Here is a 24,360-nt window from a genome sequence, read left to right on the forward strand (position 1 = left end):
AATTCATGCACAATCATTTACAAAAATAAATGTTTACTACCCAGTTTTTCACTTTGCCATATCCAGTATTATTTTTATATCAACAAAAACAATTGAATAAGTCAAAATTTCTTTTTCCTCTCTGAAAATAGCAAACATAAAAAACCCCAATTTGATTTACTCTTATATAATAACACTTTTTGAACAAAATTTGAACGTGAATTGTTTCGTTTATGAAATTATTTATATGGCGGGGGTGTAATAACGTTTCTTTTAGGCTATTTTTTTACAGACCGTCCGCTTTTCCCCTGTCATTTTTCCCACAGTTTTAAAAGCGGGCCCGTTTTTCCCGTAAAGGGGTCACATTCCGGGAGCGGGACACGGCTGATTTCTTCTGAAGTTCTATCATTTTTCTCCGTTTTTGTATCGTACTGCCGGCCGCCCGGATAAGCCCCGATCACGGTAAAATCAGAACTGCCCGACAGTTTTTTATGTCCGGTGCCGGCCGGAATGACCGCTGCGTCTCCCGTTTGAAGAACGGCGTCCGCCCCTTGTTCCCCGCCGAACCTCAAAACCGCGGTTCCTTTTACCGCGACAAGAACTTCGTGCGTGGTGCTGTGAAAATGATGATACGGAAATACTCCGCCCGTCCAGCTGTTCGACCAATCGTGCCGGCTGAGGACGGACTCTGCTTTCTGTACCGTTTCTTCATTAAATACCGCTTTATAAATAACAAGCGGAAGATTCGGGTTATTCGGAATGCGGCCGTCATCTTCGAAATAAAGCACTTGAATATCTTCTTTCTGCATTGTGTTCACCTCCGTATATGTCTGTTTCCCATTCATCATTTATTAAAACGCTATTTTCTCATATTCCATTGCGAAGCCTGCCGGTGAATAGTATAGTATAAAAAAATATGTGTCAAAATGAGGGATTTAATGAAAGCCATCGTGATCGGAATATTGGCATCTCTGTTTTTTGCAGTCACATTTATTTTAAACAGGGCGATGGAGCTTTCCGGCGGAAGCTGGATGTGGAGCTCTTCCCTGCGTTTTCTTTTTATGATTCCGTTTTTATTTTTGATCGTATATGCGAAAGGAAAATGGGCGCCGCTCTGGCATGAAATCCGGAAAAAACCGTTTTTTTGGCTGAAGTGGAGTTTTACCGGGTTCGTGCTTTTTTATGCCCCGATTACGTTTGCGGCGGCATATGGGCCTGGCTGGCTGATCGCCGGCACGTGGCAGATTACAATTGTCGCGGGTGTGCTTCTGTCGCCGTTTTTCTGCGAAACAAAAAATTCACCGGCGGGCCCGGTTTCCGTCAGACAAAAGATCCCGCTGATTTCGCTGGTTACTTCCGTCGTCATCCTGATCGGAGCCGGGCTGATTCAGCTTCAGCATGCGGGTTCTCTGTCCGGCCGCACGATACTATTCAGCGTGGCGCCGGTCGTCGTCGCGGCGTTTGCCTATCCGCTCGGCAACCGCAAAATGCTGGAACAATACGGCGGAAAACTCGATACGTTTCAGCGGGTGCTCGGCATGACGCTCGCAAGCCTTCCGTTTTGGCTTTTGATCGCCGCTTTCGGCTGGTATAGAGACGGGCTTCCCTCAATGGGACAGACATTCCAATCCTTTATCGTCGCACTCAGCTCGGGCGTTATCGCAACAGTATTATTTTTCCGCGCCACCGATATGGTGAGGAATGAGCCGCAGAAGCTCGCTGCTGTTGAAGCGACGCAGTCCGGAGAGGTTCTTTTTGCACTGATCGGCGAAATCGTCTTTTTATCAGCGGCGTTTCCGTCACTTCTTTCATTTGCCGGACTGTTCATTATTATTGCGGGAATGGTCATGCATACATTCGCTTCCCGGCAGACAGATCAGAAAACGGCGGAGCAAACGTCAGCCAATCTCACCGGTTCCTGATTTTTTACGAAAGGTGTCATCCTATATGAAAGAAGAAATTCCGGCAATATCTTTTCTGTCAGCCGGCAAACGCTTTGAACAAAACAATACGTCCTTTGATGTCCTAAGCCGTGTAACCGGACATATTCAAAAAGGTTCTATCACGGCGTTGATAGGGCCTTCCGGCGCGGGAAAAAGCACATTGCTGTCACTTTGCAATCTGATGAATACACCTGATGAAGGGGAAGTTCTTGTATTCGGAAAAGAAATAAGGCGCTGGGATATCAGGGAGCTCAGAAAAACCGCGGGCCTTGCATTTCAATCAGCTCCCGTCACGGAGGGCACGGTGCGGGACAACCTTCTGCTCGCAGAAAAACTCCACGGGGCGCAGCACTATACCCCTGAAGAGCTCGCAGATTTTACAGACCTTCCGCGCGGGCTTCTGGATCGGAATGCGAAAGAATTATCCGGAGGTCAGCGGCAGAAACTCTCATTAGCGCGAACTCTCGCCGGACTGCCGTCCATCCTGCTGCTGGATGAAAGCACCTCGGCGCTCGACCCCTCATCCGTTCTCACCATTGAGAAACTGATTACGAAACTCCATCGGCAAAAACAGCTGACAATCCTGTGGATCACCCATAACCTTGAACAAGCGGAACGATTATCCGATACGGTATGGTTTATGGCTGAGGGACGGCTTTTAGAGACCGCGGAAACGAAAACGTTCTTTAAGGAACCGAAACACGAAAAATCCCGGTCGCTTTTACAAGGGAGCGGGTGCTGATATGAATGATCTTTCACTGTTACTAACAAGTATATTTGTCATTATCGCTTTATTCCTTTCTAAATCTTTTAAAGCCGGCGTCGAAAAGGATATGATCGTCGCAACCGTCAGGGCCGTCATTCAGCTTCTCATCATAGGCTATGTGCTGTCGCTGATTTTTCGCGGTGATCACCCGATATTTATCATATTAATGGTGCTTCTCATGCTCACGGCCGCTTCGCACAATGTCGCCAAACGGAAAAAAATGCGGATCGGCTCATTTTGGCGCGTTTTTCTGACACTGGCAATCGCGGAAACCGTGACGCAGGGACTTTTACTGACCCTTCACATCATTCCGTTCACTTCAAGATATGTCATTCCGATAAGCGGCATGGTCATCGGAAACTCCATGGTGCTCTCAAGTCTGTTTTTAAGCCGGCTCAGTTCGGAAGCAGACCTGCGGAAAGAAGAAATCCAGCTGATTCTCTCTCTCGGAGGAACGCCTAAGCAGGCCGTCCGGCAGATATTGACGTCCAGTATGAAACTCAGTATGATCCCGACGCTAGAAAGCCAGAAAACATTGGGTCTCGTTCAGCTTCCCGGCATGATGACGGGGCAGATTTTAGCGGGGGCTGATCCGATACAGGCGGTGCGCTTTCAGCTGCTGATCGTTTTTACAACGATGGCCTCCGCTCTTCTTACATGTATTATACTCAGCGCCTTGACATATCCTTCCCTTTTCACGGAACACTGGCAATTAAAAAAATTCAGCAGGGAAGCGTAGGCTTTTTTCCCTGCTGAATTATTTATGATAAGGTCAGAGATTCATAGTAACGGGATAATTCAATAATCATCGCTCCCATCCGCTCAATGTCCGGAGCAAGAACCCTCTTTATCCCTTCATCCCGGATCGCTTCAGCCGTCACTTTGCCGACTGCGGCGGCAAGCACTTGTTTTTCGAATGCCTGCTGCAATTCTTTTGTGAACCCTTTTTCTTTTGCATAATCAAAGAGAGAGCGCACTTGAATGGCTGTCGTAAAACATACGGCATCGACCTCTCCGTTTAACAGCTCTCCCAGCAGTTTATCGACCGTCTCCCTTTCAGGCGGAATATGCTGATACGGGAGAACAGGGAATACCTCCGCTCCGTTTTTCTCAAGGAACTCCGTTAAGACCGGCGCTTTTTCGCCATGAAGCTGTATCATGACTCTTTTATCTTTAAAGTCAAATCGTTCCAAGGAGCGGATCAGCCCTCTTGTTGTACCGTCTTCATCTGAGGCATGCGGCGTGATGCCGAGCTTTTTTAAGGCCGCATATGTTTTATAGCCTCTGCAGCCGATTTTCGCTTCATGAACGGCCGCTAAAAATTCTTCTTTCAGACCGATTTTTTCCGATACCGACAATAACGTTTCCGTACCGATGCCTGTGGTGAATATCGCCCAGTCGGCTTTTTGCCCGGCAAATGTTCTTACGTCGGGTTCAATTTGATCCTCCGCCAGGTATACGGTTCCTTGGAGGGAACGGACGACCGCCGTTCCGCCCTGCTTTTCTATTAATTTTGTGATCTCTTCTGTTTTCCGCGAACCGCCGATGGCAATCCGTTTCCCGTTCAATCCTTTTCCCATCGCTGTTTTCTTCTTCCCTTCAGATGCCGGGCGCCCTATGGCAGGCCGTCATTTATTTCTATTATTGTTACGCAATCAGCCGGGAAAATCAAGCTATGCTCCCGTTGAATCCCCCGTGCAGTTGCTGTATCATTAACCGGGCAGAACGATTTGATTCGCGGAGGGATTTTCAATCATGGAAACAAAAAAAGAGTTCGAGACAAAAGGATACGATACTTCGGTCATTTATGAGTTCAATGAATATCCTGATGTTCACAGCGGCCGATGTGACAATTGCGACTATACGCTGTTTAAAAGCTCAGTGAAGGGCGGAAAATTTTTGAGGGAATGCCGGAGATGCGGCATGAAGAAAAACATATAACAAAACAGGCAGCCGTCTTCCGATGCGCTGCCTGTTTCTCAATCAATTTTCGACGGCCGCCGTTTTCAAAAATTCTTCAATGGCGCAAACAGCCTGTTTTGGGCCGCCGGTTTCTTCTATTTTCTGCTGCATGCTTTTCACGCGGCTGAGGATGTTTTTATCGCCGTATACGTTCTGGACGTCTTTTTGCAAACGGGCCACAGTGACTTCTTTCGGCGGCAGATGCACGCCAAGCCCCAATTCATCCACACGCTTTGCGGTGACCTCTTGTTCGTGCATTTGCGGAACGACAACGAGCGGGACACCCGCATTCATCGCCTCCATTGTACTGTTCATCCCGCCGTGAGATACGAACAGCTTTGCTTTCTCCAGCACATCAAGCTGAGGAACGTGCTGGCGGATGATAAAGTGTTCGGGGACATCCGAAAAACTTTCCGGATCAATTGTTGTGCCGACTGACATAATAACCCGCCAGTCCGAGTCCCGAAACGCGTCAATACACATCCGGTAAAATTCAGGCCAGGCGTTAAACGCCGTTCCCAGTGAAATGAGCATAAGCGGACGGTCATCGGCTGCATCAATTTCCAGACTTCCCGTATTTGTGCGTTCTCCAAGAGACGGACCCACAAAACAGAATCGTTCGTCAAAGGTTTCCTGTTTCGGCTGAAAGGCCCTTGGCATAAAGACAATATTCAGTTTTTCAGGCATGAAAAACTCTTCCATTGTCATACGTTTCAATTGTTCATTTTCAATCTGCTCCTGGTATTCTTCTATCGCCTGTTTGGCCGCTTCCAGTGTTTCTTCGTCTCTTCCTAATTGAAAATACTCATTCATTGCATAGCTCGGGCAGAACTTTACGGCCGGGATGCCGCCATTATCCGCAAACAATTTTCCGGCAAGAGCTAAAAAATCAAACAGGACGATGTCAGGAAGGTCGTCTTTGTACAGCTCTTCCAGCTGCGGAAGCACTTCAACCGCTTCTTCCAGAAACATCACAAACGCGTCATTTTTGTTTACCCGTTCTTTTATCGTCTCCGGGTCCGCCTTTATGCTTGTGCGGTATAAAACGGGAATGGCGCCCGTTTTGGCAACGGAAGCTTCAAATTCCTCAGTCACAGCGAATGTCACTTTATACCCGCGATTGACAAGTTCCTCGGCTACAGGCAGCGTGGGATTGACATGACCGTGAGCGGCCACATTAATAATGGCGATGTGTGTTTTTCTCATCTTTTTTCTTCTCCCTCATTTTCGTTTATCTCCGCTTCTAAAGACTCCAGCCCGTACATGACACTGTTTCGGATCGGCTCAATCCGGACGGGCTCAAGGTGTGAAAAGGCTTTTACAATTCCTTTCAGCGCGGCTTCCGCTTCAAGTCTGGCAAGCGGTGCGCCTAAGCAAAAGTGTACGCCGAATCCGAAGGAAAGGTGCGGATTCGATTGGCGATGAATATCAAATACGCCCGCCTTCTCAAATTTGTTTTCATCACGGTTGGCAGATGCAACGTAGCAGAGAACGATCTCCCCGCTTTTCAAGCGGCGTCCGCGCAGTTCAGTGTCGTGCCGGACCGTCCTTCTGACAAACGGAGCAGGAGCGCGAAAACGCAGCGTTTCTTCCACCGTTTGCGCGATGAGAGAAGGGTCCTGCTTCAATTCTTCATAAAGGCCGGGCGTCTCTAATATGCTGTAAACCGCATTTGAAATGAGATTAGTCGTTGTTTCATTTCCCGCCACTAAAAGCAGGTTGCAAAACGGGATCAGATCTTCTGCCGTGAGCTTCTCTCCCTCTTCTTCCTCTTTTATCAAAATAGAAATAATGTCTTGGCCGGGCTGTTTTCGTTTGCTTTCTATTATTTCCGCAAAAAATGCCGCCAGCTCTGCCTCACATCGGTCACGTTCCTGCTGATTTTTCTCCGCCGCTTCAGGACTCGCATCTTTCGGCATGCTGACGAGAATGTCCGACCATTTTTTAAACTGATCCATACGTTCGGACGGAACGCCTAATAATTCTGAAATCACCATGACCGGCAAAGGGTAAGAGAGATCTTTAACGATATCAATCCGCCCTTTGTTCTTTGCCTGTTTCAGGAGATGATCGGTAATGTCTTTAATTCTCGGTTCCCATTCCTTCAAGACGCGGGGAGTGAAAGCGCGATTGACGGCAGATCTGATTTGGGTATGCTTCGGCGGGTCCATATTCAGCATGGACTTTGCAATCGAGCTTTTCACATCAGTCATGAGGCTTGAGAACGTCTCTTTATCACTGATGACTTTTTTGACATCATCGTATAAAAACACACTCCAAACCTTCGTTTCTTCATCAAAGTGTATAGGGCTTTCCCGTCTCATTTTTTCGTACCAAGGAAAAGGGTTGTATACGTCCAGGCCGTTTTTTCCTTTCATCAGGGTTCTTTGGATGGCTTGTCTCGTGCTCCTCAGCTTACTCATGTTTCATCACTCCTGATTGTTTCATATTTGAATAGTTGACGTACCTTGAATTTTATCCTAGCACATATTTTCAATTTTTTTCTATTCATAACCTGAACTATTAACATAACACAACAAAAGTCATGAATCCGGAGGTGAAATTTCTCCCAAGAAAACAGCAGAAGCGCACAAAAAACCCGAGCCTTCGGCCAGGCTCGGGAGATATGTTCACTCATTCGTCTGCGGTTTCTGGTGCTGCTTTTGGTCTTCAGGAGGCTGCGTATTTCTTTCCATATCGTCCGTATCAGCGCCCATGCCTTTCAGGAAAGAAAACAGCAGAGTGACGGCCTTGTTGATTTCCGGGTCTTTTAAAGCGCGGACGATATCAAAATACCCCGTCTTCCTGCCGCTGTCTTTTTCCTCGACGGCCTTTGTGACGCCCGCATTGATTTTAACGATAAACGGCTCAAGCTGTTTTACATCGAGCATGCCGAGAACGCCGCTTAACAGCAGGAGATTTTTCAGCATATTGGCCGTTTCCGGAGTATTCGCCTTCTTCACGAGAATGTCCATCACTTTGTCTCCTTGGCCGAAGAGCCCGCGCAGAAGCGCCAAAACGCCGCGCTCGTTCATGTGCTGAAGAATGTGCAGAGATTCCAAAATCGCGTCTTTATTTCGTAAAAGAGCCGTCTCGATCTCTTCTAAGTCCTTTTTTCGTTTGTCTTCTTCTGTGACGGTCTGTTTTCGGATGCCGCTGATTGCCTTAGCCATTTTGCTGTTTCCCCCTTTTTACCGCGTCTCCCGGAAATACATAATCTTTACGCGCCCATTTCCGATCAACCCGGACACCGATCTGCGGCTGCGGGTTTCCGTAACGGAAATTGATTTTCGGAAGCGGATTAACGCCTTCTTTTTTCAAAATCTCCATCTTCGCTGATGTTTCTTTATAAGCCGGTGTATCGGTATCCTTATCCGCATAGCTGCTTGTCAAAAGGTTAATGGCGGCGTCTTTTGAATCGTTCATCGGAAGATAGACTTGTTTGCCTTTTACCCTGTCTGTGATGACGCATTTGACTTTCACATTTCCGTACGGTGAAGTCAGACGGACAAGCGTTCCGTCTTCCAGCCCTCTTTCTTCGGCGAGTTCGGGCGAGACCTCAAGGAACACACTCGGTGTTTTTTCGGATATTCCTTTTGATCGGTAAGTCAGATTTCCTTCGTGAAAATGCTCGAGCAGCCGCCCGTTATTCACATGGATATCATATTCTTCACCAAATTCTTTCGGCTCGGTCCACTGAACGGGATATAAAATCGCTTTGCCGTCTGAAAACGGGAACTTATCCGTAAATAAAAGCGGTGAATCGGTTCCGTCCGCTGCAACCGGCCATTGCAGTGAATTGTAGCCTTCGAGACGTTCGTAAGTGACGCCTGCATAGAGCGGCGAAAGCATTGCCGCTTCTTCCATAATGTCTGCCGGATGTTCATAGTGCCAATCAGCGCCCAGACGGTTGGCGATGTCCGTAATGATCTGCCAATCAGGCTTTGAATCGCCCAGCGGTTCAAACACTTCGTAAAGGCGCTGCACCCTCCGTTCCGTATTCGTAAACGTCCCTTCTTTTTCAAGGCTCGGGCTTGCCGGAAGCACGACATCGGCGAACTCGGCCGTACGCGAAAGAAAGATATCCTGCACAACGAAGAAATCAAGCTTTTCAAATGCGGCATGAACATGGTTAATATTGGAGTCGACAAGCCCCATTTCTTCCCCTTTTAAATACATGGACTTCAGTTTTCCTGAGTGGATGCCTTCGATCATTTCATGATTTGTCATTCCGATTTCTTTCGGAAGGTCTGTTCCCCAGCCCTGTTCGTACTTTTTGCGGGCTTTTTCATCCGTTACTTTTTCATAGCCGGGGAAGCTGTCAGGCATACTGCCGAAATCACTGGCGCCCTGCACGTTATTATGGCCCCGAAGCGGATATGAGCCTGCGCCGGGCTTGCCGTAATTCCCGGTCACAAGAAGCATGTTGGAAATGGCCGTGCTCGTATCACTTCCTCCGATATGCTGGGTGACACCCATCGCCCACAGTGCGCACACGCTGCCGGCTTCATGAATCATCCGGGCCACTTTGATTAGGGTATCCTTGTCCACACCGGTATGTTTTTCCGCATATTCCATTGTATAAGGTTCAAGGCTTTTCACAAATTCATCTAATCCGTTCACTCTCTCCTTCAGAAATGCAGTATCCGCCAAATCGTGATCAAGCAGATATTTCGATACGGCATTCAGCCAGACAATATCTGATCCGGCACGCGGCTGGAAAAACACATCGGAGCGCTCGGCCATTTCATGTTTTCGCAAGTCAGCGACGACGAGCTTCTGTCCGTGCAGCTTATGAGAACGTTTAATGCGTGTGGACAGGACGGGGTGAGACTCAGACGTATTTGAACCGATTATCAGAACAAGCTCAGCTTTTTCTATATCTGTAATCGACCCTGAATCACCGCCGTATCCGACCGTTCTGAACAATCCGGCCGTGGCGGGAGACTGGCAGTAGCGTGAGCAGTTGTCGACATTATTTGTGCCGATGACGGCTCTTGCAAGCTTCTGCATCACGTATGATTCTTCATTCGTGCATTTGGAAGATGTGATAAAGGCAAGTGCTTCCGGGCCGAAATGTTCTTTTATATCGGTAAATTTATCAGCGATCAGCTGCAGCGCTTCATCCCATTCCGCCTCCCGAAACGAGTCTCCTTCCCGGATAAGCGGTTTGGTAAGGCGCTTTTCACTATTGACGAAATCCCAGCCGAATTTCCCTTTCACACACGTCGAAATGCCATTTGCGGGCGCCTCTGCCTGAGGTTCTACCTTTAAAATGTCTCTTCCTTTCGTCCATATATCAAAACTGCAGCCGACACCGCAATAAGTGCATACGGTTTTCGTTTTCTTGATTCTTTCATCCCGCATGGCCGATTCCATATCCGATATGGCCAAAATCGATCCGTATCCGGTTTCGACCCCTTTTGTGATGTCAATCATCGGCCGAAGCGTCTCTTGGTTAATGCCTGTTAAATAGCCCGCTTCGCCTTCCATGCCTTTTTCCATCATGGCATTGCACGGACATACCGTCGAACAATGTCCGCAGGAAACACATGATGATTCATTGATCGGCACATCCTGATCCCAAATGACCCGCGGGCGTTTCCGCTCCCAATCAATACTTAACGTTTCGGTTACCTGTACGTCCTGACAGGCTTCGACGCAGCGTCCGCACAAAATGCACTGGTCGGGATCATATCGGTAAAACGGATTTGATTCATCTTTAGGATACGGTTTTTGATCGAACGGAATGCTTTGATGATTGATTTTCATTTCCTTTACGGTATTATGTACTTCGCAGCTCCCATTGTTGTAATCACAGACCGTGCAGTACAATTCATGGTTGTGCAAAATGTTGTCCATGCCGATAATCTGCGCTTTTTTCACATCAGACGAAAGCGTATCGATGACATCTCCGTCCTTTATTTGCGCGGAACACGAACGCACCAGTTCCCCGTTAACATTGACGATACAGGTATCGCACGTTTCAATCGGGCCGAGACTCGGATGATAACACACGTGCGGCACGTCAATTGAACTATTATTCAAAAGCTGCAAAACGGTTTGGCCGTCCGGCGCTTCCATTTCAACCCCATTGATTGTAACCTTCTTTGTATCAGCCATTTTCTTTTCCCCTTTCTGTACCCCTCTATACATCCTCTATGATTCCCAACCGGCCTTTCACTAAAACATCTCGTTTATCTCAGGAAACATACGGGTATGAGCGGTAAAAAGGAGGCGTTCACATATGTTGAAGAAAAAAACACTCGCCACGGGATTATCCGCCGTGATGCTCACTGGATGCGCATTCGGTGCAGAGGCATTTTCGGTTACACAGCCCGTCCATGCCGCAGCCGCTTCAAAAACGGAAAACCAACGTGCACAAGAACTGGTGAACAGCCTTTACCAATCGGCGTTTAAAGGGGAAATGCCGCAAAATGTGAGAGGCCTGAAAATCAACCAAAGCACAAGACAGGACGTTTACGATAAAATCGGCGAGCCGGAACAAAAAGCAGACAGCCGCAATCCATTTGATTTATACAGCTGGGACATGGGAAACCCCGGTTATGGATTTTCCTATCATAAAAACGGAAAAATCTCGGAAATACGCTATTTCGGAACAGGGGTCGAGCGGCGCTTAAACCTCGGCGGCGTCACACCTGACGTCTTAAGCAAACAAATCGGCAGCGCTGACAAAATCCTGACAGTGCCAAAAACGGGCGAAACAGATTACGTCTACCATACGGGGCAGTATGAGCTCCGCTTCGTCATCGGCAGTGACCAAAAAGCAGACCACGTCAACCTAAAAGCCAGATAACGCAAAAAAAGCGGCCTCCCGGGCCGTTTTTTTCATAGACAGCTTCTCCGTCGTTCCTTACAATACATGGGAGTACAAAAAAAGGGGAACAGTGTGAAGTGAATAGACATCCATTGACATACGGAATATATACCGTTTTTATCATCGCCCTCGGTTTGCTGTCCAGAACCGCATACATCACCGCCCTATTGCCCGGCATCATAAACGCTTATTTAGGAGATGCCTTGTGGGCGGCAATGATTTTTACAGGATTCGGGCTTTTATTTCGGCACATCCGGACGGAAACAGCCGCTATCCTGAGCCTATCGTTTTGCTGTCTGATTGAATGCAGCCAGCTGTATCACGCGCCGTGGATTGACGCAATCAGAAGCAGCACGCTCGGCGGGCTGATCCTCGGCTGGCAATTTGTCTGGAGTGACATTTTTGCCTATACCCTCGGGGTATGCGCTGCCGCACTTTTAGAATGGGCCGTAAAAAGAAACCGCCAGTCCCCTTCATAATCGGAGCATACCGCCGATATGAAGGGATAAGGAGGTGGAAGCTATGGATATCCCTGCGTTATCAATCGCTATGCACCAAGCATCTCTGGCGCAGAATGTAAATATCGCTTTAACAAAAACGGTCATGCAGCATGCACAGGCTGCGGCGGAAGAAACAGTGAAAATGCTGCCGTCCCAGCACCCGACTGCCGGCCACTCAATTGATGTGAAAGTGTAAAAAAAGATGCCGGATGATAACCGGCGTCTTTTTTTTGCCCGTTGTACGTACACCATACCGGGCATACAGGAATAAGGTAAACGGAACCAACATTTGAAAAGGAGGTTTTCCTCTTGTACGATCCTTTCTACCATGAAGACACAGCCGAGAGCCACGAACGGGTGCCATATCATTATCCGCGGCCGCCTTATTATTACCCCAGACCATATCCATACTACCCGCGGCCGCCTTATTATTTCCCCAGACCGTATCCATACTATCCGCGGCCGTATATCCCGTTCTATCCCTGGTATTAATGTTTGAAAAGAAATGACCGCAGACAGGAGGCTTCCCCTGTCTGCTATTCAACTTTGACCGACAGAATATACGGGAGAGCTTGAACTTTCTCCATTACCGCCGCTTTCCCGCTTTTGCTTTTCACCCTTCCCTTCACTTCAAGCACCGCCTTATTCAATTCATAGGACGTAATAAGAATTCCTTTTTCCTCAAGAGAAGTTAAAATATCATGCATGACGGCTTTCTCCTCAATCCTGAAACTGACAGACAAAGAATGCGCCGCCGGTTTAAACAGAAAATTTAACAATTCAAGCCCGATTAACGCCAAAATCGTGCCGCTGATGCCAATGACATACATACCTGCCCCGATCGTCAGCCCGATCCCCGACGTAGCCCAAATCCCCGCGGCCGTCGTAAGCCCCCGCACGACATGCCGCTGCAAAATAATCGTGCCGGCTCCTAAAAATCCGACGCCGCTGACAACCTGCGCCGCCACCCGGCTCGGATCAAAGGACGTATGGCTGTTGGATAACAAATCAAAAAAGCCGTATTTGGAAACGATCATCATCAAGGCGCTGCCGACGGCCACTAAAAAATGCGTCCTCAAACCGGCTTCCTTCGCCCTGAATTCTCTCTCCAATCCAATAAGAGCCCCAAGCAGACCCGCAACCGCCAGACGAATCACAAAATCAAGTTCCATCCGTCTCTCTCCTTTCCTTATCTTCTTACCCGCTTTTACAACCCAATCATGCGGTGTATCTTTTTTAAAATGCACCGACTAATTGACATAAGGAGGTTTTATGAAATATATTCTGTGGTTTTTTATATTATTGTTATTTAGCTTATTTATTTTGGGAGGATATAAAGCATCCGTTTCTCACCCGGATTTCCCGGTGCCATTATTCGCTATGCACAGCAAAACAAAGGAATATGGAAAAGGAAAATACGTTTCAAACTATACATACCGTTTCGCAAAAGAAGAAGAAGGTCCGAGCGGTTTATACCAATTGGAAATAGCCGAAAAAGGCTGGAAACTTAAAGGGCAGGAAGGACTTATCAAAACCTATGAAAAGCGAGGAGAACGTGTTTCACTTTTTTTCGGCACGGGGGAAATAAGCGTCATTGAAGAATGATCCTTCTCAAAAGGCGGCTGAAATCCGCAAACGGCATATCTTTTTAAACTTCCTTTATCTCTGCGAATCTATAAATTCAGCCAATATCTCAATTAAGGAACACCTTTCTGATCCAAAAAATGCCGCCTTTAATGAGAAAATCATTATACAAAAACAAAAGCGCAACTGAAAAAGAATAAGCATCCATAAAAAAGCCCTCTTTTTAAAAAGAGGGCTGGCTAAATAGGACTTTTTCTACCTTCAACACTGTAAACCCTATTATTAAGAACAGCTGTTGAAATATTTTGCAAAGCTCCTAAATTTTTTTGCGATTCCACCTATCCAAAGCAGAACCATTTTCTAAATATATTCATTTAGAACTCCTTCTGTTATGTCCTTGAACCACTTCTTTAGTTTGACCGCCAACTAAAGAATCCCCCCATCAAAAACTTCGGTTTCTGTTGGATATATTAATAGGGAGCGTTTTTTTAACACCCAAAGTTTGGGATAGAGTATCAAAAGATCTTACATAAAGATCACACTCAATCCAACTGCATCCCTCAAACAGAATGTCCGGCAATGACCTCAAAAAACGAGGTGAAATCTGTCAGTATCCCGTCAGCCGCCAGCTGTTTTTCTTCAAATAGCGCGCGGTTTTTTCCGAGCGGGTCAATTGCCATAATCTTGCCTGCACCTGCTTTTTTCGCCGCTGTGAGCCCCGAAAAAGCATCTTCAATGACTAAGCATTCTTCAGGTCTGAGGCCTAACTTTTCCGATGCGATGAGAAAAATATCCGGCGCCGGTTTTCCGGGGAAGCTCCCGTCATCAAACGTGACTTTGTCAAAATCAAACCACCGATCCAAATGAAAGACGTCAAAGTAAAACTCGACATTTTCCTTTACCGTAGCCGTGGCAATGGTCATCGGCGTTTCTGATTTTTTCAGATGGTTCAATACACCGGTCAGTCCCTTCGTCAGCTTTAACTCATCTTTGTTTTCAAGGCATAATTCTCTGTAGTAGGCTTCTTTTTCAAAAGACAGCTTCTCGATTTCTTCATTTGTTAAATCGCCGGAAATAAAATACGTCAGGATTTCACTGTTTGTTCTCCCGTGAATGTTAACGAAAATGTCTTCATCAGAAATGGTTTTCGGCGCGTATTTTTTCACCATGAAAAACCATGCTTTTTCGTGCAAATGCGAATCTTGAAACATCGTGCCGTTGAAATCAAAAATAACCCCTTTCATCGAACCGCCCGCCTTTTTTATTTTTTTGCGATTTTGACATCTACATATTGCTCGTAATGAATTTGAACATCTTTCATCACTTTATCATCCGTAATCAGATAGTCCATATCGTGCAAGTTATAGAACACGTAAAAATCTTCCCGGTTGAATTTTTTATTATCCGCCAGCAAAAATTTCGTCCGCGAATTATTCAGCGCGATTTGATGGGCTTCCCCTTCTTCAATGCTGTAAGAAGAAATCTCATCATTATGTATGCCGTTGGCGCTGATGAAGGCTTTCGTAAAATTGAATTTCTGCAGATTGCCGTTCACGATGGGCCCGACGAAGGCACCGGTATTTTTCCGGAAATCGCCGCCAATCAGGATGGTATCCGCAGTGTCACCATGTTTTAAAATATCAAATACGGGATAGTTGTTTGTGATAATCCTGATTCGCTTATGCAGCAAGTGTTTGGCTAAAAGTTCAATCGTCGTGCCGGGCCCTAAAAAAACGGTATCGCCGTCATTTACATATGAAGCTGCGAGTTCCGCGATCTTCTCCTTCTCCTCCATTTGAACACCCAGTTTTTCATTATGCGATAATTCGTGATCAATGGAATAAGATATGCTCTGTGCGCCTCCGTGAATACGTACAATTTTTCCGGCCTTATCCAGCTCGTCCAGATCTCTTCTCACTGTCATATCAGAAACTGCCAATTCATCGATAATATCACTCACCGTAATAAACCCCCGTGAGTTTACGATATCGATGATTTTTAAAAGACGTTCTTTTTTTAACATGTTCAATCATCCCCTCAACTTTACACACAATCTAACACACCGCGGCAATCTGGTCAACAAAAACAAACACTAACAAACAACATAATCAACATACAAAACAACGAAAAACTTATAAAACCCCTATTAAAACAGATTTTATTTCTTTATGAAGCTATTGACAACAAAAATGTATGCGTTTACTATTAAACAAAAGATAACAATTACAAACATTAACAAACTTCAATTCACACATTGGCGAAGGAGGATTCAGCAATGCTCAAATTACCTCATGACTTTATTTTCGGCGGGGCGACTGCGGCATATCAAGCGGAAGGCGCCACAAAAGAAGGCGGCAAAGGGCCTGTGGCCTGGGATGAGTTTCTTGAAAAACAGGGAAGATTCAGTCCTGATCCGGCAAGTGATTTTTACCGCCAGTTTCCGGAAGATATTAAACTATGTGAAAAATTCGGAATAAACGGCATCCGCCTTTCTATAGCCTGGACGAGAATTTTCCCTGACGGCACGGGCAAAATCAATCAGGAAGGTGTTGATTACTATCATCGTATTTTCTCAGAGTGCCATAAACGCAACGTCACCCCTTTTGTCACGCTGCATCATTTCGATACACCGAAAGGATTATTTGATCAGGGAGATTTCCTCAACCGCGCTGCAATAGAAGCGTTCGTCAGCTATGCGGAGTTTTGCTTTAAAGAATTCAGCGAAATCAGATATTGGAGCACGTTTAACGAAATTTATCCCACAGCCACCAACCAGTATTTACTCGGGGTTTTTCCGCCATCTGTTAAAAGTGATATCACAAAAGTCATTCAATGCCTCCATCACATGATGGTAGCGCATGCGATGACCGTCAATCTTTTTAAAGACGGCGGCTATCCGGGAGAAATCGGTGTCGTCCACTCATTGGAAACAAAATATCCCGCCAGTGACTCAGAAGAAGACCGCCACGCCTGTTTTCTGGATGACGTGTTATCCGTGAGATTCCTCCTCGACGCCACCTACCTCGGCTATTACTCCGAGGAAACCATGCGTGCCCTGGATGAAATCTGTGAGGCAAACGGCGCTTCATACGAGTTTTCAGACAGTGACTTTGACGTGATGAAAAAAGCTTCGACGCGCAATGATTATCTCGGCATCAATCATTATCAATGCCATTTCGTCAAAGCGTACGACGGAGAAACCGTTATTCACCATAACGGAACGGGCGATAAGGGCACTTCGGTCTATAAAGTAAAAGGAATCGGCGAAAGAATTTACAAAGAAGGCCTGAAGCGGACCGATTGGGACTGGCTCATCTATCCTGAAGGCATGTATGACATGCTGATGCGCATCAAACGGGACTATCCGCAATATAACAAAATTTACATTACCGAAAACGGCATGGGCTATAAAGATGAGTTTGAAGACGGCATCATTATGGATAAGGCAAGAATCGACTATTTAAAAGTCTATTTAGAAGCCGTTAGTAAAGCGATTACCGACGGAGTCAATGTAAAGGGGTATTTCTTATGGTCCTTAATGGATTTATTTTCATGGACCAACGGCTACAACAAACGTTACGGTCTTTTTTACGTCGACTTCGACACCCAAAAACGGTATCCGAAAGAATCGGCCTACTGGTACAAACTTGTAAGTGAAACAAAAACAATCATTTAACGATCATACATGATGAAAAGAGTCTCTTTTCATCATGTGTGCCGTCTTTAGGAGGTTTTTTCATGACAAAGGAAGAATTGCAGATGCTCGGTTTTGAAATTGTCGCCTATGCCGGTGACGCCAGAAGCACTTTATTGAAAGTCCTGAAAGAAGTCCGTGCCGGAAACTACGAAAACACGGAAGCAGCATTGAAAAGCGCCGATGAAAATTTAACCCTCGCCCACAATGCGCAAACGAAAATGTTAGCTGAAGAAGCTGACGGCAAGGATATGGAATTAGGGTTTATTTTCGTTCACGGTCAGGACCACTTGATGACAACCCTTTTGCTCCGTGATCTTATTCAGGATTTTATAGAACTCTACCGAAGCCGCCGATAAGGAGTGGAAAAATGAATGGTATCATCAAGCAAATCGAAAAGGGAAAACCGTTTTTTGAAAAAATCTCAAGAAACATTTATTTAGGCGCGATCCGCGACGGCTTCTTAACGGCCATGCCTGTTATTTTATTCGCCAGCATTTTTATCCTCACCGCCGCTGTGCCGGAAGTATTGGGTTTCACTTGGCCTAAAAGTGTTTCTGAATGGCTTTGGAAAGTTTATAACTATTCAATGGGCGCCCTCGGTCTGATCGTTGCGGCAACAAGTGCGAAATGCCTGAGTGAATCAATGAACCGAAAAATGCCGAAAAACAAAGGGATCAATCCCGTTTCAGCGATGCTTGCGTCAGTCGTCGGGTTTCTCATTTTAAGCGTCACTCAAATCGACGGCGGATTCTCCACGGAATACCTCGGCACAAAAGGTCTTTTAGCCGCTTTTGTATCCGCTTTCATAACAGTGAACGTTTACAGATTCTGCGTGCTGAAAAATATTACGATTAAAATGCCTAAAGAAGTACCGGGTACCATTTCACAAACATTTAAAGATGTTTTTCCGTTCGCTTTTTCCGTTCTGGCCATGGTAATCATTGATTTACTGATCAGGAACACGCTGAACGTATCTTTTGCAGAGGCTCTCTCCTCTCTCTTATCGCCATTTTTTACCGCCGCAGACGGTTATCTTGGGATTTGTGTCATTTGGGGAATGATGGCGCTGTTCTGGTTTGTCGGCGTTCACGGACCTTCTATTGTGGAGCCGGCCATCGCAGCTATTATTTACTCAAATGTAGAGGCGAACCTTCAGCTTCATAATGCCGGTGAGCAGGCGTCCAACGTGCTGACCGTCGGACTCGGGAACTTCGTCGGCACAATGGGAGGGACCGGCGCAACCCTTGTTGTTCCGTTTATCTTTCTTCTTTTCGCGAAATCCAAGCAATTGAAAGCAGTCGGAAAAGCATCCGCGGTTCCGGTGTCTTTCGCAGTAAACGAACCTCTGCTCTTTGCTGCGCCGATCATTTTAAATCCTTATTTTTTCATTCCGTTTGTTGTAACGCCGATGGTGAATGTCTGTCTGTTTAAATTTTTCGTGGATGTCATCGGAATGAACAGTTTTATGTATGTTCTTCCGTGGGCCACCCCGGCGCCCGCCGGCTTGATTCTCGGAACCGGCATGGGGCTCTCGGCTTTTGTGCTGACGGCTGTATTAATCATTGTCGATTTCCTGATATACCTGCCATTCTGTAAAGCTTATGACAAAGTATTAGCGGCGAAAGAAGCCCAACACACCGAGCCTGAAACCGCGCCGCAAACATTACAGCCCGTCATGGCCGGCGCCTCAGAAGACGCGTCCTCCGTCATCAGCACAAATTTTCAGGAATCCTCATCCGCCTTGGAACACGGCACCAATGTGTTAGTGCTGTGCGCCGGAGCGGGAACGAGCGCCATGCTTGCGAACGCACTGACAGAAGGAGCCGAAGAATACAACGTGCCGATTACCGCCTCAGCAGGCGCCTACGGTTCCCATTACGACATCATGAAAGACTTCGATATGATCATTTTGGCTCCGCAGGTCGGCTCTTATTACGATGACATTAAAGAAGATGCGGACCGCCTGCATGTGAAACTCATCGCAACGAAAGGAGCGGAATATATCAGTCTCACAAGAAATTCACAAAAAGCCATTCAGTTCATACTGGAGCATACCTCAAAATAGAATCGGAGGTTTATCATGGATGCCAAACTTTTGAAATCAAGATTCGAAGACATTTTCCAGAGAAGTAACGGGGAACTGTTTTTCGCACCCGGCCGGATCAACCTGATCGGGGAACATACGGATTATATAGGCGGCCACGTTCTCCCCTGCGCGATTACGATCGGAACTTATGCCGTATGCGCAAAACGCGAAGATCATCAGATCCGGTTATACTCAGAAAACTTTCCTGACAGCGGCATTGTCTGTCTTGATCTTTCCGCCACAGCATACAAAAAAGAAGACGGCTGGGCCAATTATCCGAAGGGGATGATCCATTACCTTCTTAAAGCCGGCGGCCAAATAGACAGCGGAATGGATATTCTTTTTCACGGTACGATTCCAAACGGAGCCGGTTTAAGCTCCTCCGCTTCTATTGAAATGTTAACCGGTTCCATTTTAAGAAAGTTATTCAGCCTGGATGTTTCAGATACTGAACTGGCGCTTATCGGGAAAAGAGTCGAAAATGAATTTATCGGCGTGAATTCAGGCATTATGGATCAATTCGCAGTGCAAAAAGGCAAAAAGAACATGGCCATTCTGTTAAACTGCGATAAGCTTGAGCACGAAATGATTCCGGCTGCTTTTAACGGATATAAAATCGTCATTATGAATACGAACAAGCGCCGGGAGCTGGCGGCTTCAAAATATAATGAACGCCGCAGCGAATGCGACGCAGCTCTTTCAGAACTGCGGCAATATCGGAATATCGCATCACTTGCGGAATTGACGGCAGAAGAATTCAACGAACTCGAATCCCTTCTCTCCTGTGAAACTTTGCGTAAAAGAGCCCGGCACGCGGTCAACGAAAACGAGCGGACCCTCTCAGCCGCGGAGGCTCTCAAATCGAATGATTTGAAAACGTTCGGCGAGCTGATGAATGCGTCCCACCGTTCTTTACGCGATGATTATGAAGTGACCGGTGACGAATTAGACGCGCTCGCTGAAGCAGCCTGGAAAGAAGGAGCGCTCGGAGCGCGGATGACTGGCGCAGGGTTCGGAGGCTGCGCCATAGCCATTGTGGAAAGTGAAGAAACCGCCGGCTTTACCCGGGCCGTTTCATCTCACTACCGCAGCAGGACAGGACTTGAAGCTTCTTTCTACATCGCGGATATAAGCGATGGCGCGGCTGAATGGAGGGAAAAATAAATCATGGCGATTCTCGTTCTCGGCGGAGCCGGCTATATCGGTTCTCATGCAGTTGATCAATTATTAAACAAAGGATTGAAAACGATAGCTGTTGATCATCTGCAGACAGGCCACCGGAAAGCCGTTCATGAAAAAGCAGTCTTTTACTATGGAGATATCCGTGACAAACCGTTTCTTCGCTCTGTGTTTGCGAAGGAAAACGTAACAGGCGTTCTCCATTTTGCCGCTCAATCCCTTGTCGGCAAATCAATGAAAGACCCTCTTTCATATTTCAATAATAATGTGTACGGTACGCAAATTACGCTGGAGGTCATGCAGGAATTCGGGGTGAAACACATTGTGTTTTCTTCATCCGCCGCTGTATACGGCGAACCTGAAAAAGTGCCCATCACAGAAGACATGCCGGAAAAGCCGGAAAGCGCATACGGCGAATCAAAACTCATGGCAGAAAAAATGCTGAAGTGGTGCGAAACCGCCTGCGGTATAAAATATGTCTCGCTTCGGTATTTTAACGTTGCCGGCGCGAAAACGGACGGTTCCATCGGAGAAGATCATCATCCGGAAACCCACCTTATCCCTATCCTTTTACAAACCGCGCTCGGTCAGCGCGAGGAGGTTTTGATATTCGGCACTGACTATGAAACAAAAGACGGCACGTGCATCCGCGATTATGTCCATGTTTCCGATTTAATCGATGCCCATATTCTCGCTCTGGAATATTTGCAAAACGGCGGAGACAGCGGCATTTTCAATTTAGGATCAAGCAGCGGTTTTTCCGTATCAGAAATGGCGGAAGCGGCCCGGCAAGTGACCGAAAGAGACATAAAAGTAAGAGCGGCCGCAAGAAGACCCGGTGATCCAAGCACCCTCATCGCTTCCAGCGATAAAGCGCGGAACATTCTGGGCTGGAATCCGAAACAAACGGACATATCGGAAATCATTGCGTCAGCATGGAATTGGCATCGGCATCATCCAAACGGATACAAAGACAAATGAAATGGAGGCGGCGGTCATTGAAGTTTTTGAATCAGTGGCAGGGTTTCTGAAAGAAAGCACTGTCTTAGGCGACATAAATGAAACAGATGTGATTTACACAAGAAACAGACTTCTCGATCTGCTCGGACTGACGGATTATGCAGAACCGAAACATATCAAGAAACAAAACAGGCTTTACTATTTGGACGAAATGGTGAAAGACGCGGTAAAACGGTCAATCATTAACGATACGCCGGCTGAAAGAGACATGCTGGGAAGCAGAATCATGGACGTGATCACACCGGCCCCTTCTCTGATCAATGCCGCATTCAGCGAATTGTTATCAGATTGCCCGAAAAAAGCAACAGATTACTTTTACCGACTGAGTCAAAACAACGACTATATTAAGACGCGGGCCATTCGAAAAAATATCGTGTACCGCTCAATAACACCTTTTGGGGAATTGGACATCACCATTAATTTATCAAAACCGGAAAAAGACCCTAAAGACATCGCCGCGGTAAAAAACAGTCCGGAAAACCGTTATCCGACATGCCTGCTCTGTATGGAAAACGAGGGGTATCCCGGAACACCGCATCACCCCGCCCGTTCAAACCACCGCATCATCAGGCTTGACTTAGCGGGAGAACAGTGGGGTTTTCAATACTCTCCTTATGCGTATTACAGCGAGCATGCCATCTTTCTATCAAGCGTGCACAAGCCGATGAACATCAGCCGCGGCAGCTTCAGAAGGCTTCTGGCCATAACGGAAATCTTCCCGCATTATTTCGCGGGATCAAACGCAGACTTGCCGATCGTAGGAGGCTCCATTCTTTCTCACGATCATTATCAAGGCGGCGCCCATGAGTTTCCGATGGCAAAAGCGGGTTCCCTCTACCCTTTTCATATGCGTCATTTTCCAGACGTTCAGGCCGAAGCCGTGAAGTGGCCGGTATCAGTGATCCGCCTTCGCGCAAAAGATCCGGATTTGCTGACAGATGCCGCTGCGTATGTTTTTGAAAAGTGGCGGGAATATTCAGACGAAACCGTCAGCATCATCGCAAAGACAAATGAACCCCATAATACCGTCACCCCAATTGCCAGACGCAGGGGAACGGATTTCGAAATGGATCTCGCTCTCAGAAACAACCGCACCTCCGAAGATTATCCGGATGGCATTTTTCACCCGCATCAAGATGTCCATCACATCAAAAAAGAAAATATCGGTCTGATTGAAGTGATGGGACTCGCCGTTTTACCTCCCCGCCTGAAAGATGAACTGGCAGAAGTGAAAAAGTATTTACTGAATGAACCTCATGACATCAAAGACATTCATCTTCCGTGGGCTGAAAACATCAAAGCGGATGAAGACGTAACACCGGAAAATGCAGCCGCTGTTTTACAAAAAGAAACCGCGAATGTATTTTTACGCGCGCTGACCGATGCAGGCGTTTTTAAAATGACACCCGAAGGAATTCAGGCGTTTCAGCGTTTCACGACGTTATTGGAGAATGGCAGCTGAAACATTCAGAGTGAAATCAATCAACAATCTTTTTTATCAGGAGGTATTGTGATGTTCAAAAACCGATTGAAACGTGTATTTGTAAACGCAATCTGTCTTTCTCTCATTTTCACTGCTTTTACATTCTTTGAGAAGTCTCCTAAAGCAAAAGCGGATGCCCCGTTTGCCTATGGCGCTGATATAGGATGGCTGAAACAAATGGAGGACGAAGGTGTGCGCTGGCTGGATGACGGCGGAAAACAGAAAGATGCCTTGCAGATTCTTAAAGATCACGGAATAAATGCCGTGAGACTGAGAGTGTTTGTGAATCCGCCAAGCAGCTATTATTGGCTGAAAGACGGCACAACATGGACCATGCTCGGCTATAGTGACAAAGCGGGCGTACTTGCGGCGGCCAAAAGGGCAAAAGCGTTAGGAATGAAGGTAATGGTTGACTTCCATTACAGTGATGTGTTCGCTGATCCCGGCCACCAGATCAAGCCGAACAAATGGACCGGCTATTCAAACAGCCAGCTGCTGGCAGCCGTGTATAACCATACGTACGATGTCATGAAAGAACTTAAAAATCACGGCATCTCCCCTGATTGGGTGCAAGTAGGGAATGAAATGAATTCAGGAATTTTACTGCCCGACGGCAGCACGAGCGATTTCAGCAAATTGACCGCCTTACTGAACAGAGGCTATGACGCCGTGAAATCCGTCAGCCCGGCCACCAAGGTCATCAGCCATTTGGCACACGGCACGGACAACAGCCTATTCAGATGGTGGTTTGATCAATTCTTTAAAAACGGAGGAAAAACCGACATCATCGGCGTTTCGTTCTATCCCTATTGGGAAGGTAAGCCGTACTGGGAGCTCACCAGCCATTTATCATCTAATTTGAATGACATCGCCTCACGCTACAACAAGGAAGTCATGGTGGTTGAACTGGGCGGAGATGAAAATAATCCGAAAGATTCCTACTGGACCATAAAAGACACCATAAAACTGGTTAAAGCCGTTCCGAACGGCAAAGGAACCGGCGTATTTTACTGGGAACCCGAAGCTCACTCCAGCGTTCTGTCAGACGCGTATCCATTAGGCGCAACCGCCAAAGTGTCTAAAAACGTCTTGAAATACACAACCGCAATTGACGCTTTTCATGACGCCGCAACAGGAAAATGATTGATGCGAATCTCAAGCAGGCTCATTGCGCAGCCTGCTTTTTTATAAAGCTGTAGTGTTGGCCTGTTATGAAACAGAGCAAGTAACGAATACGGAAGGAAAAATACTCGAAAACCCACGTTTCGGTTAAAAAGCCGCTTTTTAAATAGAATACTTCTTCTGTTCCCCCTCCTTCTTAAT

The 24,360-nt window shown here is 46.6% G+C and carries 24 protein-coding genes and 1 pseudogene; 16 read left to right on the forward strand and 9 right to left on the reverse strand.

Translation table 11 applies throughout. The annotated features are described in order from the left end of the window. Nucleotides 1-290 precede the first annotated feature (290 nt). Entirely contained in the window at nt 291-788 is a 498-nt protein-coding gene (locus tag HWY38_RS10675; protein WP_024085183.1) for a cupin domain-containing protein, read from the reverse strand. 129 nt (nt 789-917) lie between these two features. Between HWY38_RS10675 and HWY38_RS10680 the strand changes: the two genes are divergently transcribed. The 3 genes from HWY38_RS10680 to HWY38_RS10690 are packed head-to-tail and all read left to right on the forward strand — an operon-like array spanning nt 918 to nt 3,427. Then, nucleotides 918-1,901, forward strand: coding sequence for a multidrug resistance efflux transporter family protein (locus HWY38_RS10680; RefSeq protein WP_057080067.1), 984 nt, complete (start codon nt 918-920; stop codon nt 1,899-1,901). Between the two features lie 25 nt (nt 1,902-1,926). Beyond that, on the forward strand, nt 1,927-2,664 hold the full coding sequence (locus HWY38_RS10685) for a phosphate ABC transporter ATP-binding protein (protein WP_224181817.1): 738 nt from the start codon (nt 1,927-1,929) through the stop codon (nt 2,662-2,664). 1 nt (nt 2,665) lies between these two features. Then, entirely contained in the window at nt 2,666-3,427 is a 762-nt protein-coding gene (locus tag HWY38_RS10690; RefSeq protein ID WP_003154915.1) for an ABC transporter permease, read from the forward strand. A gap of 22 nt (nt 3,428-3,449) precedes the next feature. On the opposite strand, the gene HWY38_RS10695 is transcribed toward HWY38_RS10690, so the two are convergent. Continuing rightward, entirely contained in the window at nt 3,450-4,268 is an 819-nt protein-coding gene (locus tag HWY38_RS10695; protein ID WP_224181818.1) for a uroporphyrinogen-III synthase, read from the reverse strand. A 175-nt stretch (nt 4,269-4,443) separates the two neighbouring features. Here HWY38_RS10695 and HWY38_RS10700 point away from each other — a divergent pair, with 175 nt between their 5' ends. Continuing rightward, nucleotides 4,444-4,629 (forward strand): hypothetical protein, encoded by a 186-nt coding sequence (locus HWY38_RS10700; RefSeq protein ID WP_003154919.1) that lies wholly within the window; start codon nt 4,444-4,446, stop codon nt 4,627-4,629. Between the two features lie 42 nt (nt 4,630-4,671). On the opposite strand, the gene HWY38_RS10705 is transcribed toward HWY38_RS10700, so the two are convergent. From HWY38_RS10705 to fdhF, 4 genes are all read right to left on the reverse strand, one after another. Next, nucleotides 4,672-5,856 (reverse strand): macrolide family glycosyltransferase, encoded by a 1,185-nt coding sequence (locus tag HWY38_RS10705; protein ID WP_191974056.1) that lies wholly within the window; start codon nt 5,854-5,856, stop codon nt 4,672-4,674. Continuing rightward, on the reverse strand, nt 5,853-7,073 hold the full coding sequence (locus HWY38_RS10710; RefSeq protein ID WP_224181819.1) for a cytochrome P450: 1,221 nt from the start codon (nt 7,071-7,073) through the stop codon (nt 5,853-5,855). The genes HWY38_RS10705 and HWY38_RS10710 overlap by 4 nt, the downstream gene beginning before the upstream one ends. A gap of 207 nt (nt 7,074-7,280) precedes the next feature. After that, nucleotides 7,281-7,823, reverse strand: a complete 543-nt coding sequence (locus tag HWY38_RS10715; protein WP_012117344.1) for a DUF1641 domain-containing protein — start codon at nt 7,821-7,823, stop codon at nt 7,281-7,283. After that, nucleotides 7,816-10,773 (reverse strand): formate dehydrogenase subunit alpha, encoded by a 2,958-nt coding sequence (gene fdhF / locus HWY38_RS10720; RefSeq protein WP_224181820.1) that lies wholly within the window; start codon nt 10,771-10,773, stop codon nt 7,816-7,818. Before fdhF ends, HWY38_RS10715 begins: the two co-directional genes overlap by 8 nt. Before the next feature lie 124 nt (nt 10,774-10,897). On the opposite strand from fdhF, the gene HWY38_RS10725 reads away from it, so the two are divergent. From HWY38_RS10725 to HWY38_RS19260, 4 genes are all read left to right on the forward strand, one after another. Then, nucleotides 10,898-11,467, forward strand: a complete 570-nt coding sequence (locus HWY38_RS10725; protein ID WP_224181821.1) for a YjgB family protein — start codon at nt 10,898-10,900, stop codon at nt 11,465-11,467. 98 nt (nt 11,468-11,565) lie between these two features. Next, nucleotides 11,566-11,967: a DUF2809 domain-containing protein gene (locus HWY38_RS10730; RefSeq protein WP_224181822.1), complete on the forward strand. Its 402-nt coding sequence runs from the start codon at nt 11,566-11,568 to the stop codon at nt 11,965-11,967. A 43-nt stretch (nt 11,968-12,010) separates the two neighbouring features. Beyond that, the gene (locus HWY38_RS10735) at nt 12,011-12,184 is read left to right on the forward strand and encodes a YjfB family protein (protein ID WP_012117340.1); all 174 of its coding nucleotides are present in this window, start codon (nt 12,011-12,013) and stop codon (nt 12,182-12,184) included. Between the two features lie 113 nt (nt 12,185-12,297). After that, entirely contained in the window at nt 12,298-12,480 is a 183-nt protein-coding gene (locus HWY38_RS19260) for a hypothetical protein (RefSeq protein ID WP_076983061.1), read from the forward strand. Nucleotides 12,481-12,763: 283 nt separating this feature from the next. Here the strand turns inward: HWY38_RS19260 and HWY38_RS19265 are convergent. Next, nucleotides 12,764-13,160, reverse strand: a pseudogene (locus HWY38_RS19265) (MgtC/SapB family protein); the annotation flags it as partial. 100 nt (nt 13,161-13,260) lie between these two features. Here HWY38_RS19265 and HWY38_RS10745 point away from each other — a divergent pair. Continuing rightward, on the forward strand, nt 13,261-13,593 hold the full coding sequence (locus HWY38_RS10745) for a hypothetical protein (RefSeq protein ID WP_224181823.1): 333 nt from the start codon (nt 13,261-13,263) through the stop codon (nt 13,591-13,593). Nucleotides 13,594-14,132: 539 nt separating this feature from the next. Here the strand turns inward: HWY38_RS10745 and HWY38_RS10750 are convergent. After that, nucleotides 14,133-14,816, reverse strand: coding sequence for an HAD family hydrolase (locus HWY38_RS10750; protein ID WP_224181824.1), 684 nt, complete (start codon nt 14,814-14,816; stop codon nt 14,133-14,135). A gap of 17 nt (nt 14,817-14,833) precedes the next feature. Then, nucleotides 14,834-15,595, reverse strand: coding sequence for a DeoR/GlpR family DNA-binding transcription regulator (locus tag HWY38_RS10755; protein ID WP_140957284.1), 762 nt, complete (start codon nt 15,593-15,595; stop codon nt 14,834-14,836). A gap of 252 nt (nt 15,596-15,847) precedes the next feature. Between HWY38_RS10755 and lacG the strand changes: the two genes are divergently transcribed. From lacG to HWY38_RS10790, 7 genes are all read left to right on the forward strand, one after another. Continuing rightward, on the forward strand, nt 15,848-17,248 hold the full coding sequence (lacG, locus tag HWY38_RS10760) for a 6-phospho-beta-galactosidase (protein WP_224181825.1): 1,401 nt from the start codon (nt 15,848-15,850) through the stop codon (nt 17,246-17,248). 62 nt (nt 17,249-17,310) lie between these two features. Further along, on the forward strand, nt 17,311-17,625 hold the full coding sequence (locus tag HWY38_RS10765) for a PTS lactose/cellobiose transporter subunit IIA (RefSeq protein WP_224181826.1): 315 nt from the start codon (nt 17,311-17,313) through the stop codon (nt 17,623-17,625). An 11-nt stretch (nt 17,626-17,636) separates the two neighbouring features. After that, nucleotides 17,637-19,334, forward strand: coding sequence for a PTS lactose transporter subunit IIBC (locus HWY38_RS10770; protein WP_224181827.1), 1,698 nt, complete (start codon nt 17,637-17,639; stop codon nt 19,332-19,334). A 15-nt stretch (nt 19,335-19,349) separates the two neighbouring features. Then, on the forward strand, nt 19,350-20,519 hold the full coding sequence (locus HWY38_RS10775) for a galactokinase (protein WP_224181828.1): 1,170 nt from the start codon (nt 19,350-19,352) through the stop codon (nt 20,517-20,519). A gap of 3 nt (nt 20,520-20,522) precedes the next feature. Next, nucleotides 20,523-21,515, forward strand: coding sequence for a UDP-glucose 4-epimerase GalE (galE, locus tag HWY38_RS10780; protein ID WP_224181829.1), 993 nt, complete (start codon nt 20,523-20,525; stop codon nt 21,513-21,515). Nucleotide 21,516: 1 nt separating this feature from the next. Next, a complete protein-coding gene (galT, locus tag HWY38_RS10785) occupies nt 21,517-23,016 on the forward strand; it encodes a UDP-glucose--hexose-1-phosphate uridylyltransferase (protein ID WP_224181940.1) in 1,500 nt (499 codons plus the stop codon). A 51-nt stretch (nt 23,017-23,067) separates the two neighbouring features. Further along, nucleotides 23,068-24,180 carry an arabinogalactan endo-beta-1,4-galactanase gene (locus HWY38_RS10790; RefSeq protein WP_224181830.1) on the forward strand — a complete coding sequence of 371 codons (1,113 nt, stop codon included), beginning with the start codon at nt 23,068-23,070 and terminating at the stop codon, nt 24,178-24,180. Nucleotides 24,181-24,360 lie beyond the last annotated feature (180 nt).

The sequence above is a fragment of the Bacillus sp. KS1 genome (assembly GCF_020075515.1).
Taxonomy (GTDB): domain Bacteria; phylum Bacillota; class Bacilli; order Bacillales; family Bacillaceae; genus Bacillus; species Bacillus velezensis.

Bases quoted from the DNA above. Each gene is read 5' to 3' on its own strand.
- HWY38_RS10680 (WP_057080067.1), top strand. From the start codon at position 918: ATGAAAGCCATCGTGATCGGAATATTGGCATCTCTGTTTTTTGCAGTC.
- galE (WP_224181829.1), top strand. From the start codon at position 20,523: ATGGCGATTCTCGTTCTCGGCGGAGCCGGCTATATCGGTTCTCATGCA.
- HWY38_RS10775 (WP_224181828.1), top strand. From the start codon at position 19,350: ATGGATGCCAAACTTTTGAAATCAAGATTCGAAGACATTTTCCAGAGA.
- HWY38_RS10790 (WP_224181830.1), top strand. From the start codon at position 23,068: ATGTTCAAAAACCGATTGAAACGTGTATTTGTAAACGCAATCTGTCTT.
- HWY38_RS10750 (WP_224181824.1), bottom strand. From the start codon at position 14,816: ATGAAAGGGGTTATTTTTGATTTCAACGGCACGATGTTTCAAGATTCG.
- HWY38_RS10765 (WP_224181826.1), top strand. From the start codon at position 17,311: ATGACAAAGGAAGAATTGCAGATGCTCGGTTTTGAAATTGTCGCCTAT.
- HWY38_RS10690 (WP_003154915.1), top strand. From the start codon at position 2,666: ATGAATGATCTTTCACTGTTACTAACAAGTATATTTGTCATTATCGCT.
- HWY38_RS10710 (WP_224181819.1), bottom strand. From the start codon at position 7,073: ATGAGTAAGCTGAGGAGCACGAGACAAGCCATCCAAAGAACCCTGATG.
- HWY38_RS10735 (WP_012117340.1), top strand. From the start codon at position 12,011: ATGGATATCCCTGCGTTATCAATCGCTATGCACCAAGCATCTCTGGCG.
- HWY38_RS10705 (WP_191974056.1), bottom strand. From the start codon at position 5,856: ATGAGAAAAACACACATCGCCATTATTAATGTGGCCGCTCACGGTCAT.
- HWY38_RS10745 (WP_224181823.1), top strand. From the start codon at position 13,261: ATGAAATATATTCTGTGGTTTTTTATATTATTGTTATTTAGCTTATTT.
- HWY38_RS10695 (WP_224181818.1), bottom strand. From the start codon at position 4,268: ATGGGAAAAGGATTGAACGGGAAACGGATTGCCATCGGCGGTTCGCGG.
- HWY38_RS10685 (WP_224181817.1), top strand. From the start codon at position 1,927: ATGAAAGAAGAAATTCCGGCAATATCTTTTCTGTCAGCCGGCAAACGC.
- HWY38_RS10675 (WP_024085183.1), bottom strand. From the start codon at position 788: ATGCAGAAAGAAGATATTCAAGTGCTTTATTTCGAAGATGACGGCCGC.
- lacG (WP_224181825.1), top strand. From the start codon at position 15,848: ATGCTCAAATTACCTCATGACTTTATTTTCGGCGGGGCGACTGCGGCA.
- HWY38_RS10770 (WP_224181827.1), top strand. From the start codon at position 17,637: ATGAATGGTATCATCAAGCAAATCGAAAAGGGAAAACCGTTTTTTGAA.
- galT (WP_224181940.1), top strand. From the start codon at position 21,517: ATGGAGGCGGCGGTCATTGAAGTTTTTGAATCAGTGGCAGGGTTTCTG.
- HWY38_RS10715 (WP_012117344.1), bottom strand. From the start codon at position 7,823: ATGGCTAAGGCAATCAGCGGCATCCGAAAACAGACCGTCACAGAAGAA.
- HWY38_RS10725 (WP_224181821.1), top strand. From the start codon at position 10,898: ATGTTGAAGAAAAAAACACTCGCCACGGGATTATCCGCCGTGATGCTC.
- fdhF (WP_224181820.1), bottom strand. From the start codon at position 10,773: ATGGCTGATACAAAGAAGGTTACAATCAATGGGGTTGAAATGGAAGCG.
- HWY38_RS10755 (WP_140957284.1), bottom strand. From the start codon at position 15,595: ATGTTAAAAAAAGAACGTCTTTTAAAAATCATCGATATCGTAAACTCA.
- HWY38_RS10700 (WP_003154919.1), top strand. From the start codon at position 4,444: ATGGAAACAAAAAAAGAGTTCGAGACAAAAGGATACGATACTTCGGTC.